Raw genomic sequence first — 14449 nt, 5'->3', positions numbered from 1 at the left:
TTCAGGACCATTGTTTTTTCAGACAGGTTAAACTCCATCACGATTCCGGCCTGATCGAATACAAATTTATCTTTTGCACTCGCTTCAAGTGGAAATGCTGCTTGCCCGGTAGCTTGCGCTGTCAATATCTTGCCTTCTTTGAGAATCGTTATTTTCACAGGAATTTGGGTAGAAGAATAAACTCCTGCGTATTGATCCAGATCTTCGGGCTTTACCTCATAACTTGTAAACACGGGAATATCGTACGGTTTATTGTAAAAAGCGCTCTGCATCGCAATCATAATCGCACTGTTGTTATAATTCGACCCGTTTGAGATCAACGCAAATGACACTTTTTTATCTGCGAAATGAATAAATTCGGAACTAAAGCCGTCAATTCCACCGGTATGTCCGTAACCGATTTTGTCAACAAAAGGTGTTTGAAACAAACCAAGTCCATAGCCGTCTTTCAGTGTTTTCATCAGTTCAAGGCTTTCCTTTTTCAATAATTTTCCTCCGAACAACCCATCACTGAATTTCGTCAGATCTTTTGGGGTAGAAACAATTCCGCCAGCTCCTAAAGGAATGGAAATATCCGTTTCTGTTTCAGGTTGCCAACCTCCGGCAAAATGATACGATTTCACTTCATTGTTTTTCGTGTCGATCTTTCCACCCAAATACGTATTCGTCAACCCAATCGGATCCGCGATATATATTTTCAAAATCTCTGCATAGGGTTTGTTGAACGTCTTTTCAAGAATATAGCTTAACAAAACAAAGTTCGAGTTAGAATATTCAGCTTTCATTCCAGGTGCAAAATCGCTCCCGCCCTTTGCAATGATTTCCACCATTTCCTTTTCGGTTTTAGCTTCCGTCAACCAGGACGGATAGCTTTCATCGTCCGTGAAATTGTGAATCCCGCTTCGGTGACCCAACAAGTATTTGATCGTTATTTTATCTGCATGTTGAATTGTAGGAAAGAATTTCTCAATCGTTTGGTTCAAATCCAGCTTTTTCTCTTCAACTGCTTTCAAAACCAATACCGTTGTAAAGGTTTTCGAAATGGAACCAATGCGGTATTTCGAGTTTTCAGTTGTTTTCGTATTTGCTTCCACATCTGAAAATCCAAGCGATTTGGTATAAATAATCTTTCCGTTTTCAGAAATGGCTACGCTTCCCATAAATTTGCCGCTTTCTTCCAATGATTTGAAATAAAGATCGAGTTTCTGAGTATCCATTTTTTGTGCACATGCAGCAGATACAACGAAGAAGCATAGCAGAAGTGACAGGTACGTTTTAATCATAATCAATGAGTTTTATGAGTTCTTTTAGCAAAAATACGACGCTTAAAAGAATCTGACCCGTAATTTATTCCATCGAACGGGATCATTGATTATCGGTAGAACCCGTTTATAATCGGTGGGAATTCATTTTTAGTAAATAAAAATAAGTATTGTACGAAAACGTATACGATAAAATGGAACAATGTCAAAGAAAGGCAACGACATTAGTGTCCCTGGATTTATACGTGCTTTTTGACAGATAACATAAATAATCCGATTGCTGTGATCAAAAATGCTGTTCCTCCAAGTATTGCTCCATAAAAAATGAATCCTGTGTTTGATAAGGTTCCGAACAATCCGACACCCAAAAAGATAGAACCGAGTAACAAATAAGTCCATCCTCTTTTACCTGCCGATTTTCTTATTTTGGATCTGGCAGATACATAATGTGTCTCAACTTCCTCTTTTGAAAATCCAAAATCCCGGCTGGCTTTGTTTACAATACTTCTTTTAGATTTCAGAAGCAACATTTCCTTTCCCAGGTATTGCTCCAACTCATTGGATTCATTTGGTTCCATTCTTAGCGATTTTTGGTAAATACAGGATCAGCTGCATCATTGTACCACGTAAAATTACTTTCTTCTACTATTTCTCCAACAACTCGATTACTTTATCCATTTCTTTATCTCGTCCAAGTATCACATCCTCGTCCGTATAGTTGATGGATTCTGTGATTCTAACACCCACTTTTTGCGTCAGATCTCCATTTGGATAAAACACACCTAATCCGGTAAAAGATAACTCGTAACCTCCCGGCAAATTCATGGTTTTGACATTTCCGTCTGCGCCCGCTGTTGTTTGCCCGATTGTTACCGCACCCGGAAAAACATATTGCAGATTCATCGTGTAAAACTCACTGGCACTCAACGTTTCCGGATTCACCAAGATGAACACTTTGCCCGCGTAGCTATGCCTGGTTTTTCCGGGAATATCGGGAAAATACTCCTTTGCAGCTCCATTGTATAACCAGGTTCCGATATTCTCCGGATTCGGGAAGTAAATTCTGTGATAGTAATTATCCTTTTCAGCAAAGTATTTGTAAATGTATGTATGCACAAATCCGCCCCAATCCGGGTAGCCCCGCATGTCAAAAACAATTGCTTTTTTAGATGCTGCGTCTTCCAGTACCGAATCCATGATTCTGTCTATTTCCTTATCGTCACTGATTGTATCCACCAGGTGATAAATATGATTGATCTTGAAATAGGCAAAGTCTTTCTTTTCAGCTTCCGGGGTTTTCTGCGATTGTTGCTTCTTTTGAAAATAATCATTGATTTCAGCCACCTGACTTTTGTTTGTGACAGAAATAAATTCAATCACACAATCCCGTTCTTTTCCATTCGAACCGACTCTGAATGTATTGACTGGTGAGTCATTGTTCCAAACAATATTACTAAGGTAAGCTGATAATTTGTGGATCAACAACGTTTGATTAGAGCTGGAAAGCAATTTGCTCTTATCCGCTATCAATTCAGAAACTTTTTGATTGTTTACCATATAAATACGGTCTCCAACTTGAAGTGATGCTTTAGTACATAATTCCGGTGAAATGAGATTCATGACCAGGATGTAATCGTTGAATACCTGGTAATCGAACGGAGGATAATATGTACTGTGAAAAAGTTCTTTTTTAAATTTCAGTTGCTCGTAAAACCGGAAAGCATGCGTGTCTTCCAAAGTTGAAATAAGACGAGCGATAATTTCCTCCAATTCCTTCCTGGTGTTACATTCAATTAATTGCGGCAGTTTTTCCATCCCGAATCGGTCAAATGGATTACTCATCAAGTATTTGTAAGGATACAAATAATCCACTACTCCCTGTATTTTGGCAAAAGTCAACAAGCGATAGGCTAATGGCAGATTTTCCTCTTTCTTGAATTCATATTTCTTCTCGTTGGGAAGCTCACTTTCCCAACCTTGCTTTGTCAGGTAAAAATGATCCTCACCCGTGAATCGGTTGTCATAAATAGTACGAAGTGTTGCCCTTGTTTTTTTTGATATTTCGGAATTCTTTTCGTACCACCCAAAATCCTGATTCTGCTTCAATAAATCCGTTTCTTTGGAAACAAACTGTTTCTTCAGTGAAGTAGGTTTACTCAAATCTGCTATCAAAACGGCTATTACCTCATCGCAGGTTTGTTTGGAATTGATTCGTTGAATGTTTGCCAGAAATAAACTATCTGCATCTATTTTTCCGGTAGCCAAATCAGGGTGATAGTACTTGATAAAGTTCCAGGCTTTCGAAAAATAAAAATACTGTTTCGCTTGTCCGAATGATGCATAAGAAAGGATCAAAAAGGAAATAATAGCGGGTGTTCTTTTCAGGGTGTTATTTCTCATCTTAATCGTTCTAATTGTCCTTTGCGTTTTACAATGTTCTTATAATCCCATTGAATTTCCCGTGCTTTTTCCAACCAACGCGCCAAATCTATGGTATTCACTTCTTCTACATCCGTATAACGCGATTCTGCTGCTTTAAAAGTTCCTTCCGGTTTCAGACCGGTTTCACCAAATGATTGACCGCTCCAAAACAACAAACGCACACAGTTTTTCAATTTGCTGTATCCAACCACCGGATTTCCCTCCAGGAACCAAACAGGATGTGCATGCCAGATTTTGTTTTCGGCTTCAGGAAGTCCTTTGCAGATTTCATGCGCCAGCAGATCACAAATCAATTGATTCGCTTCTGTTTGTAGTTGGTTGTATGCTTGAATATCCGGGTTCATTTGATTCTCTTTTTAATTAAAGATAACAAAAGCTCCTGGATATTGTGGAGACGCAATGTATCGGACTTCATGTCGTATACTCACCAGATTCATTTTATGGTTTCTGATTTAATCAACAGTTCGCAATCTATTTGATTTTGATAATTCCTGTCCGGTACAAATCCAGTGCTTTTTGTAAAATCGTCTCAATAAGCTCAACCGGTAAATCTTTACCCGGATCTACTCTGAGAATCTTCATTCTTGAACGATCTCCTTCTTCCAGCTCCGGATGATCCAGGTATTTTCCTTCTACCATCAAAATGTATGGTTGATCAGTTTTTTTGTCAGTCCACAAATAACAAAACATCTTTTTCCGATAGCAGAAACATGGCATTCCCCATTTCCGGGTTTCGGTAACATCCGGATCCTGCTCAAGAATAAGACTTCTCAAAGCCAGCAAACAGCTTTTGTTTGGTTCTGTTTTATTCAAATAATAGTGTTGAAGTTCTTCAAGCATGATTGACTATTTTTTTTAGATATGAGTTGTTTTTGCTTGAAAGCGGCATTTATTTACCGGAATCAATCATTTGGTTATAAATCACCGGCATTTGTCCTTTCCAATTGATCCACAGATTTTCATCCGTTATGAGCCGCGACATCAGGTTTGCAACGTTGATCCGGCTGGTTTTTCCCGGGCTGAACAAAGCACTTCTCACAGGAGATGGATGCAGGGAATATTCTGTTACATTTCCTTCGTCGATCAAAGTATCCGGACGAACAGCCGCCCATTCAACAAACGGATTATTCTGCCCGACTTCAGTTCTCAAATAATCCGCGGCCTGTTCATTGTCCGGATGTGGCGGCAATAATAAGCGCAGCAATACGGTTACAATTCGTTCACCAACTGAAATTGGTTCATTCAAATCCCTGTTTCGATTGCCTGCCGTGTTCATCAATACGAATTTCACGGGCTTTTCCGGTGCGTTCTTCTCAATTGCTCTGCATAACAAACTCACTGAATCTCTCACCAGTTTTCGTGGTTTTCCATAAATACCTTTCAAACTCATATTATGTCCCAGGCAGCAAGCTACTGCCCCGTAATCGCGAAGGTACTCAGACAGTTTTTCAACAGGAATTTCAGCAATGTTTCCTTGCAGAATTTCCAGCTGATCGCTGTGACTCCAATGATCCGGAATCGCGCTCTCTGAACGGACAATGACTTTAACTCTTTGTCCGGATTTCAATAACTGTTCTACCAGCAATTTTCCTGTCGCTCCGCTTGCCCCGACGACCAATGTTGTCATTTGATGCTATTTTGACTTTTAAATTAGCACTAAATTTCTCATCAATCTCTTACTGCAATTAAAAAATCGATCTCAGCGTCTGCCGGGTTTTGAGCCTTTTCTCCGAAAACTTCGAAGTCTGCGGTGAATGCTCTGTTTAAATCCATTTCCCAAATTTCGCCCCATTTATTCACAATCAATCCTTGCACCAAATCTCCTTTAGCAGAGAATTTCACATAACTTCCGCCTGCTACTGATTTCCCAATCATTCCGGCCGGGATTTTGTCCAGGTTTTCTACTTTGCAGCCCAATATGGTCGTGTATGGTTTCGTATGATCGCTTTCATACTCAGTGTAGATCGAATACACCGTGTTGTCCATTTTGTTTGGAATGGCTTCCATCACTCCTTCAGTCATAAACCTTCCCCATAAATCTGCAATTTCTGTTGCAGCCCGGTTGTTTTCATTGGTAGTTCTTACCGAAATGCCGATTACTTTAAAAGACTCCAGATTTACTTTTTCCATTGTTTACTTTTTAGAATACCTCACAAAGCTAAAATGGCACAGTGACAACCTTATGTCAGGGGTCCGGAAAAATAATCACCGATTTTGGCTTTTAATGTTTCAAGCTAAACAACCTGACACACAAAGGAATCAATGCAATTGAAACTGCAATAAAAATCGAAACTCTGACATAATTGAGTGTTTGCCAAAGCGAAGTCCTGTTCACCAAATCTTTTGCAAGTGAAGGAGTTTCGGCAACTTTCTGAAAGTCGATAATATTGGGTGCAAAATATGAAAGTGTCCAAACCCTGACAACAAAATGAACCGCAAACAAAATCAGAAGCCAGTTTTTGACAGGGGCAATTTTCCAGCAGAAGATGATTGCAAGTATGAATGTAATCTCATGCAATGAATGAAAAACAATCCAAAACACTTTTAAACTCGCTCCGCGCCCATCCGATAGAAGACCGAAATTATCAGGCGGAGAATTTACCCATTTAGGAACAAAAACCAGCGTTTCAAAAATCTGTGCTCCATTCATTAAAAAGTAAATTAATGTGGTGATACAAAGCCATATCTCAGCTCTCGTCAAATAGCTTGTGGTTATATTTTCCATTTTAATCATTTTGTTCTGTGTTTATGCTTTGTGTTACCTCTTTCATAATGGCGGTTGCTTCTGTAAAATACCGCTCAATTGTTTGTATTTCCGTGATCGAAAAAGAAGCTATAAGCTCCAATGTTTTCTGTTGCAATTCACTAAAAAGCGGCTCTAATAACTTCATGCTGTTTTCCACATTTGGCACAATGAGTACTTTCCGTCTATCGTTCTTAGTAAACTGTCTTTTGAGTAATTTCTTTTTTTCCAGGCGGTCAATCAAACCGGTTACCGCTCCTGTTGTCAACCCGGTAAGTTTTGAGAGGTCGCCCGCCGTCAATTCTTTATGCTGAAGAATCAGTCCCAGGTATTTATGATCAGAACCTGTAAGTCCTGCCTTGCGGGCAATTGTTTCATGCATGAAAATTGAAGCATCCGAATACTCCCGGCTGGATAATCTGAATTGCTGGATAATCTGATTGTCTAATTTTTCACTCATCATCTAAATATCTTAGTGACAAAGATAAATTAAAAACATGTAAAAAAACAAATATTCAGTTAAAAAAACAAGCAAGTCCTTAAACACTCTTTAACAAGGCATTACAAGGCTTTCAGTAAAGAAAAAATGCGACTGTTTTTATTTTAGAATTTGGTTGGCTTCCGTCAGGATAAGCGGTTTTCCGTCAGTAATTAGAATCGTATGTTCGTGCTGCGCCATAAATCCACCTTTGTTTCCAACCATGGTCCAGCCGTCATTCAGCGTATCAGCATAGGTTGATGTGGTTGATATAAAGGTTTCGATTGCTACAACTGAATTTCGCTTAAAACGTCTTTGATCAAACCTGTTTTTATAATTGAGCAATTCATCCGGTTCTTCGTGCAGACTTCTTCCAATTCCATGTCCGCCCAGGTTTCTGATCACTTTATATCCTCTTTTGCGGGCTTCAGATTCCATCAAATGTCCAATATCCGCTATTTTAACTCCGCCGCGAATGCTATCAATCGTTTTCTGTAGAATTTCTTTCGAAGCATCCACCAATTTTTGATGTCCGTAGCGATCTTCACCCAATACAAACGAGCCGCCATTATCTGCCCAAAAGCCATTCAATTCAGCCGAAACATCAATATTGACCAAATCTCCTTCTTGCAAGATGCGTTTGTTTGAAGGAATTCCGTGACAAAATTCGTTGTTTACGCTGATACAAGTCCATCCCGGAAAACCATAGGTCAGATAAGGAGCTGATTTTGCACCGAAACCTGCCAAAACCTGCGCACCGTATTCATCGAGTTCTTTCGTACTCATTCCGGGCTGCGCGTAATGGATCATTTGTCTTAATGTCTCTGCTACAGCCTTACTTGCTTCCTGCATTCCGGTTAATTCAGATTCTTTTGTGATTGACATACTTTCCTTTTTTAACGTTTGTATTACAGCGATGAAACAAAGTTAGTTATTTGTTATCTGTTCAAGTACCTTACCCAGTTCTTCATAAGTATTTTCCAGTAAACCCATTGATGAAAAACGGACTTTTCCATGCTGATCAATGACATACAAAGTAGGAAAACCCTGGATATTGTATTCTTCCGGAACTTCATTTACCAGTAGAATTGGATAATCCATCGGTGTTCGTTGAAGAAACTGTTCAATTTTAGCTTGATGTCTCAACTGGTTTTCAAAAGGATTAATTCCTATAATCTCGATTTTGTCTTTGTACTTTTGTTTCAGTCTGTTCAAATCCGGTATTGCCTTTATGCAGGGCATACAGGTTGTAAACCAAAAATCCAGGATCATTACTTTACCAACACTGAGTTCTATTGTATCATCATAATTCGGGAAAATTGTTCCGTTTATTTTTGGAGCTACGGTCCCATTTTCCAACAATTTGTAATCCTCTTTCGTCAACGGCTGATAGTTTTGCACTTTGAACGTTTGTAAATAATGTTCTGTCCGCTTCTCTAAACTTACTTCATTCAAGTGGTCAAAGGTCAGATTACTGATCAGCGACTGACTTCTTTGAACCTGATCTTTGTATCGGGCCAGATACGTTATTTGAGTGATCGTTTTTGTTTTTCTGTCGATATAAATTGCTTCTTCGCGACCATAATAATCTTCATCGTCCGGATAGTTTATGTTCACTTTTAAATAACCAGCAGTATCGGAACAACTCCACTTATTTAACGGATTCTTGAGCTTTCTTTGCAACTTGTCTATCTCCAAAAAATAGATTTTCAATACGCTTCCATCCATTTTCCCTGTTATCGGAGCGGTTTGTTTTTTTGCAGCATCGAATTTGATTACAACTTCCTTGTTGAGATCAATCACAAAAAGATCTGTGGGTTTGTAATATTTAATTTCATTGGAAAAACTGTCTTTCTTGTCGTATACAAAAAAACCTTTGAAAACACTATCCGTTTCAGATTTCAGCATGTCAACATGACTCGTAACGGTATTCGGTTTTTCATCATCAAAGTATTTCATCTCGTAAGTAATATCATACGAAACACTTCTGTGCGATTGGTATTTTTCGATCGTTTTTTCAAGGATTTGCTGCTGCTCTTCAGACTGCCCGAAAAGACGAGAAGAGAGAATCAGAAGCAGTGAAATCGGGATCTTTTTCATAAAGTAGTCGTTCATAGTGTGTTAATTAGAAACAATTATTCTCCGTACGGAGGAAAACGGAAAAGAATGATTAATATTCTAAAAATCAGGGATTATTTCTGATCCACCATATAAGAAAACTGCTCCGAATGATTTAATCCGATTTCACAACCCCCATTTCAATCAAGGCATCGAGCATGGTCTTAAAAAGAAGGCTTAATGCGTTTAATTGACCGATTTCTTCGATTTCTCCCTCCAGGATATAATAAAGCATCGTGTTTCCTTCCCGGGGCTTTTCTCCAAACAATCCTTCACCGTCCGTAAGCTCCAAACGAATGGTGCGATTATTCAGCACTATTTTTGCAATCGAATCATTTGAAAACAGGAGCCGGGTCTTTGCTTCATCATTGCTTTTGATCATGAAATCCTTATCAAACCGTTTCTCTCCGATCTGAATATCCTGGGCTCCGAAAATCCGGCTGATATTCTCAACAAATCCTTGTCGGGTAAGCAAAACTTTAAACGGATCCGTGGAAACAAACTCCACGACTCCACGAACATATTCCGACGTTTCTTCGGGAGTTGTGTAATAACTGTATGTTTCAATCGTGATTGAAAAATTCCTGTAAGGAAAATCAAGCCTGTAACCTCTTGATGAGAATCGGAAGATTCCTGAGTTCTCCTTCGAAAACTGTTTCCAAATCATTCCATAATCCTTTCCGAACAAGGAATCATATATTCTCTTGAAGAATGTCACTCTGTCTGGTTTTAAATCACTAGTTTGCGGAATTCGATTATTCCTTATCAAAAGATACGACTTTTCAGGCTACAATCCGTGCCAATAAAGTATAAACATCCGGATCATTCGGAACCACTCAGAGCCAAAATGTATTTCTCGATGTACTGCTGTTTCTCTTTTGATTTGTATTGTTGAATGAAACGCGGGTGTTCCAGAACCGTCAAGCGGTCAAACAATTTCTCTTCGGCATTCAGTTTGCGGATAAAGTCCGCGTTTTTCTTTCCCAGAATAAACACTTCCGAAGTATCAAGTCCCAGGCTGATGTGCTTTTTCAAGGAATCGATCATGAATCCTTTTACCATGTCGAAAAGTGCCCGGTCATCGTAATAATTGGCGTTAAGCCAGCTTCCGCCTTTTCCTTCACGGATAATCGCCAGCGGAAACGGCGAATTGATGTAAAACTGTTGATAGAATGCTTCTGCTCCGCCGTATTCGGCAATCATGTCATAAATGAAAACGGAAGAAATCTCATGCGTATACGCCGATTGCATTTTGATGCCACAGACACTTTCCAGGCGCTTGGTATCTGTAAACGGCACACCGGTGATTCCCGCGCCATGACGACTCGGATTAATCCCGACAATAAATTTCCGTTGAGCCGAATCGTTGTAATATTTCTGATAAAACTGCTGCATAACCACCATCGTTTCGGGATTATCCAGATAAGGATTCAGTACTTGAAAACCGGCAGGAAGTTTCCCGGAATAATGCAACTGGCGATTGAATTCAATGACTTTCTCCGCAAACGTTTTTGTCATACCATTTTTTGATTGGAACGTAAAGGTAAAACAAGCTGGTTTATTTCATTGATCCATTCCGGAGTTTTGATGAAAGATTTCGGCGCAGCCATTTTCTCATACGCCATTCAAAAATAAAATGTGAGATCATTGTTGGAATATTCACTTTAAAACTATCCTGAATCATCGCGAAATAGATTGTTTTATCTCGAACAAGTAAAACAGCTGTTTTTGCAAGCATTGGATTCATTAGGCTCGTTTTGTCTAAGACAATACAATAACCAGATTTTCTTCTGATATCAAAACCATCGTGCTTTGCAAATTCAAGCACCAATTTCTGATTCAAATCCCGGTCAAATTCAGTAACTATTTTACGTAATCTTAGTTCCGTGATTTTTCGAAATACCATATATATCCCGAAAAGAATTACAGGAGGTAAAATGATCGTACTGAGAAATTTTTCGTTTGGACTCAGATTGGTGTAATCAAGTTCATAAGCATAGATTAACAAGGGACAGATAACAAAACCCGTTGAGAAAAAGAGGGTGAAGATTACAGTATCGAAATAATCCATCCAACTTTTTGAATAACACACTCTCTTTTGGGTGATACTTTTTTCACTATCAATACCTTTGATGATTCTCATTTAGCATTTACAATAAAAAGTAGTGATTTAAAATTCCTCTCAATCCTCAATCGCTTCAATTCCCTGCTCTTTAAGCTTTGCCAATCCGTCTTTCATGGCTTTCACTTTATCCGCCGGGTGACTTTTCCAAACGGTAATTTCACCGACAACTTTAAACGGATGTTCCGAACGGTAAGACATTGTCGGGTTTCCAGGAAATTTTTTATCCGTCAGATTCGGATCATCTTCTATCGCGCCCGTTGGTTCTACGAGGTAGATTCTTTCCGGCTCATCGCCTAAAGCAAGTTCCGCTCCCCAAATAGCCGCATCCAAAGTAGCAGTGAGGTAAATGTATTTTGCTTTTTTCTGTTGACCGTAATTCGACTGAACTCCGGTTGTAATCAAATCACCTATTTTTAAGTCGGCTTTTGTTCCATGGAAAAACGTTTGAGAAAAAGGACTTTGCCCCGAATCATTCGCTTCGTTCTCGCTCTTATTCTGTTTCATAACACTCTTTTTCGATCCTAAGTTCTTCACTATTTTGACTTCTTGATTGCGTCCAAATAGATTTTCTTGATGCTGTTCTTTTCCTCTCTGTTGCAAATTGCTTCCAAAGCAGGAAGCAAGTCCTTGTTGTGCTTTGTCTTCAACTTCAGAATTTCTCCCAACGCAAAGGCAGCACTCCAACGCACCACCGTTCCATCGTGCTCCGAATTGTCGAGCAAATTGTTGATCGCCTGATCCACATGAGCAGGGAAAAGATGTGCCGTATTTCCAATCACTTTTGCACTTTCCCATTTGATTCGCGGGGCTTTTTCTGTCAAAGCAGCTGTCACAAACCGGAAGTTTTTTTCATTCATTAATTCCGGTTTTTGCTTGGTCGCATATTCCAACGCTTCAATACAAGTTGCTTTGACCGGATCTTTCGCTGTTCCGGCAAATTCCAGTAAATCATCTGCCGAAACCTTACTTTCCAGAACCAATTTGCTCAATAGTTCTGTTTTTTCTTTTGACTTCGTTGCCTTGTCATTCAGAAGTGCTGCTAGTTCCATTATGTTCAATTAAAGTTTTTATTCTTATCTGATTTGTTTTTCATTCTTATGAAGCAATAATATTAAATTATTCCTTATCACTAAAACTCATTTTATCATTCCGAAAGCGAAATAAAACTACTCCACTGACAACCCTATGGCAGTCTGTTTTAAAAAATTGAATTTGTATTAAATAATTTTCAAAAGAAGATTACTCATCCGTTTCTCGCAATCCTAAATCCGAGATCGTCAATTTTAAACTTTAAGGGATGACTTCTTCTTCTGGTTGTTGCCATGACACTGCGTTCTTCGTCGCACCAGCCGCCACCTCTGAACAAGCGATACGAACCGTAAACCGTTTCGTCGTAAATATCAGAACACCATTCCCAAACGTTCCCCAGCATATCGTAAAGTCCCCAGGCATTTGGTTCTTTTTGTCCGACGGCATGCGTTTGGTTCCCCGAATTGTCTTTATACCAGGCAATGTCGTTCAACTCGCCATACCTGATTCCGCTTGTTCCTGCTTTACAGGCATATTCCCATTCTGCTTCTGTCGGCAACCGGAATCCATTCGCAGTAAGATCAAAAGTAATCTCTTCGTTTTCTTCCTGAATCAAATAGCATAAATCAAATCCTGATTCAGCAGATAAGCGATTACAAAAAATAACCGCATCTTTCCAGCTAACTGTTTCAACCGGAAGTTGATTGCCTTTCATCGTACCCGGATTCTCCCTGGTCAGTTCGAAATACAATTCTTGCGTTACCGGAAATTTCGCCAATAGGAACGGTTCGATTTCCACCGTCCATTTTTCTTTTGTTCGGTCATCGCGCAATTCAATTCTCCCTCCCGGGATTGAAATCATTTGGTCACTGATGTGCGAGCGTAACGTTGCATTCATGGTACTTGAATTCAGTGTTTGGACGAAAAAATCTTAGCAATCAAACTGAATGGCAATTTCTCCTGCTTTTCCAACAGCACGGCCTTTTCCTGCTTCGGTAGAAAGAAACAAAATGGCTCTTTCTTCTTCGTAATCCCTGTTCGATCTCACAATGATATCCGGTTTTCCGTCGCGGTCAATATCTCCGATAAACAGTAATTCCGTAAATGTATCGTTAAATGATTCTTCCGTTAAAAACAAAGATTCGGGAATGTTCTCTGCAGAAATATACAATTTGTAATTTTTCACTTCCCGGAATAGTTCTTCCCCGGTATCGGTATGTGCTTTATAAGACGAAATGACATCGCCTTTTGCCCGTAGTTGATATGAAACACCGTTGTATTTGAAAGTCATTTTTTCTCCCGGCCAGATTTTATGCTTCGTCAGTTTGACAGCAGTTAGTTCCCCTGACTTCAAATCCGGATGTTTGATAAAAAGTACTGTTTTATTCTTCGAATCAATTGATTTGGTCGAATCACCGGAGCATTCGGAATACCCGTCTTCAATCGTAAAATCAGCTTTTCCCAAATAATACCGGCCATTTTTCTGATATAAATCAGCCCAGTCATGCGTGATATCATTCGCTGGGTTTTTACCTTCCCAATCGCGATAGGTGCCGGGTAAAAGAATCTCAAAACGCGGTTCGGAATCTTCTTCAGTTGTTTCTTCAACGACAGGTTTATCAATCGGTTTTTCCGTAACTTTTTCGATTACAACTGCTTTCTTTTCAAGCGGTGGTTTCTTTGAATTGCTACAGGAAACCAAGACAAGTGCTGCTAAAATGTACGTTGCGATTTTCATTTATAAAAAATATATCATCGGATAACCCAACCGGTGATTTAAGTTCGGTTTGTATAAAGATATTTGATTCCACGGTTCCAAAAACCGATTGTCCTCAAAAAAGCAGATTTCAAGCTTTGCATTGAAAACCTGTTTACTTGATTTTCTGATTGTACTTTTCGTAAAATACATCCAGTTTCCCGGGATCAATCACTCCATTCATGTCAATCACTTTTTCCTTGAGCAGAAGCTTGATCAGCTTTTGCATATTTTTCTTCGAATTGGCAGCATAGATTAAATCGAAATCTGAAGTTTCCACCTTTTTATGCAGTGTTAAAAAGTTTAAGGTGAAGTAATCATCCGATTGAACATCCTGGGTTTGATTGTTCTGGTATTTGAACATTAAAATCTCATCACCTCCCAAACTGAAGAATGAATATTGCCAGTTGTCTGCTTTTTCGTATTTGAGAATTTCTTTCCCGTCAACAATGACTTTGTTGTCTTTACTTAATTCTACTTCCTGGGCATACAAGTG

The 14449-nt window shown here is 39.2% G+C and carries 19 protein-coding genes; all 19 read right to left on the bottom strand.

What is annotated here, in order from left to right; genetic code table 11:
• On the bottom strand, positions 1-1283 hold a 1283-nt coding region (locus Q1V93_RS06480; RefSeq protein WP_300662965.1), incomplete at its 3' end, for a serine hydrolase domain-containing protein.
• A 218-nt stretch (positions 1284-1501) separates the two neighbouring features.
• On the bottom strand, positions 1502-1840 hold the full coding sequence (locus Q1V93_RS06475) for a hypothetical protein (protein WP_300662963.1): 339 nt from the start codon (positions 1838-1840) through the stop codon (positions 1502-1504).
• 67 nt (positions 1841-1907) lie between these two features.
• The gene (locus Q1V93_RS06470; RefSeq protein ID WP_300662961.1) at positions 1908-3662 is read right to left on the bottom strand and encodes a S41 family peptidase; all 1755 of its coding nucleotides are present in this window, start codon (positions 3660-3662) and stop codon (positions 1908-1910) included.
• On the bottom strand, positions 3659-4048 hold the full coding sequence (locus tag Q1V93_RS06465; protein ID WP_300662959.1) for a DUF1801 domain-containing protein: 390 nt from the start codon (positions 4046-4048) through the stop codon (positions 3659-3661). The genes Q1V93_RS06470 and Q1V93_RS06465 overlap by 4 nt, the downstream gene beginning before the upstream one ends.
• 127 nt (positions 4049-4175) lie before the next feature.
• Positions 4176-4544 (bottom strand): DUF1801 domain-containing protein, encoded by a 369-nt coding sequence (locus Q1V93_RS06460; RefSeq protein WP_300662957.1) that lies wholly within the window; start codon positions 4542-4544, stop codon positions 4176-4178.
• Between the two features lie 49 nt (positions 4545-4593).
• Positions 4594-5331, bottom strand: coding sequence for an NAD(P)-binding oxidoreductase (locus tag Q1V93_RS06455; RefSeq protein ID WP_300662955.1), 738 nt, complete (start codon positions 5329-5331; stop codon positions 4594-4596).
• A 41-nt stretch (positions 5332-5372) separates the two neighbouring features.
• The gene (locus Q1V93_RS06450) at positions 5373-5834 is read right to left on the bottom strand and encodes a GyrI-like domain-containing protein (RefSeq protein WP_300662953.1); all 462 of its coding nucleotides are present in this window, start codon (positions 5832-5834) and stop codon (positions 5373-5375) included.
• Positions 5835-5925: 91 nt separating this feature from the next.
• On the bottom strand, positions 5926-6429 hold the full coding sequence (locus Q1V93_RS06445; RefSeq protein WP_300662952.1) for a transposase: 504 nt from the start codon (positions 6427-6429) through the stop codon (positions 5926-5928).
• 1 nt (position 6430) lies between these two features.
• Positions 6431-6907, bottom strand: coding sequence for a MarR family transcriptional regulator (locus tag Q1V93_RS06440; RefSeq protein ID WP_300662950.1), 477 nt, complete (start codon positions 6905-6907; stop codon positions 6431-6433).
• Between the two features lie 138 nt (positions 6908-7045).
• Complete coding sequence (map, locus tag Q1V93_RS06435) at positions 7046-7810, bottom strand: type I methionyl aminopeptidase (protein WP_300662947.1); 765 nt, start codon at positions 7808-7810, stop codon at positions 7046-7048.
• A gap of 42 nt (positions 7811-7852) precedes the next feature.
• Positions 7853-9040 (bottom strand): TlpA disulfide reductase family protein, encoded by a 1188-nt coding sequence (locus Q1V93_RS06430; protein ID WP_300662945.1) that lies wholly within the window; start codon positions 9038-9040, stop codon positions 7853-7855.
• 118 nt (positions 9041-9158) lie between these two features.
• Positions 9159-9761: a hypothetical protein gene (locus Q1V93_RS06425; RefSeq protein WP_300662943.1), complete on the bottom strand. Its 603-nt coding sequence runs from the start codon at positions 9759-9761 to the stop codon at positions 9159-9161.
• Between the two features lie 104 nt (positions 9762-9865).
• Positions 9866-10561 (bottom strand): SMUG2 DNA glycosylase family protein, encoded by a 696-nt coding sequence (locus Q1V93_RS06420; RefSeq protein ID WP_300662942.1) that lies wholly within the window; start codon positions 10559-10561, stop codon positions 9866-9868.
• Between the two features lie 40 nt (positions 10562-10601).
• A complete protein-coding gene (locus Q1V93_RS06415) occupies positions 10602-11186 on the bottom strand; it encodes a hypothetical protein (RefSeq protein ID WP_300662940.1) in 585 nt (194 codons plus the stop codon).
• 39 nt (positions 11187-11225) lie between these two features.
• Complete coding sequence (arr, locus tag Q1V93_RS06410; protein ID WP_300662938.1) at positions 11226-11672, bottom strand: NAD(+)--rifampin ADP-ribosyltransferase; 447 nt, start codon at positions 11670-11672, stop codon at positions 11226-11228.
• Between the two features lie 29 nt (positions 11673-11701).
• Complete coding sequence (locus Q1V93_RS06405; protein WP_300662936.1) at positions 11702-12217, bottom strand: HEAT repeat domain-containing protein; 516 nt, start codon at positions 12215-12217, stop codon at positions 11702-11704.
• A gap of 194 nt (positions 12218-12411) precedes the next feature.
• The gene (locus tag Q1V93_RS06400; RefSeq protein ID WP_300662934.1) at positions 12412-13095 is read right to left on the bottom strand and encodes an SUMF1/EgtB/PvdO family nonheme iron enzyme; all 684 of its coding nucleotides are present in this window, start codon (positions 13093-13095) and stop codon (positions 12412-12414) included.
• 33 nt (positions 13096-13128) lie between these two features.
• A complete protein-coding gene (locus Q1V93_RS06395; protein ID WP_300662932.1) occupies positions 13129-13935 on the bottom strand; it encodes a hypothetical protein in 807 nt (268 codons plus the stop codon).
• A 133-nt stretch (positions 13936-14068) separates the two neighbouring features.
• Positions 14069-14449, bottom strand: a 381-nt coding sequence (locus Q1V93_RS06390) for a hypothetical protein (protein WP_300662930.1), incomplete at its 5' end; no start/stop codon positions are given.

The organism is Fluviicola sp. (genome assembly GCF_030151805.1).
Classification (GTDB): domain Bacteria; phylum Bacteroidota; class Bacteroidia; order Flavobacteriales_D; family Crocinitomicaceae; genus Fluviicola.
The sequence above is the reverse complement of the archived record's forward strand: the minus strand, read 5'-3'. Positions and strand labels throughout refer to the sequence as shown.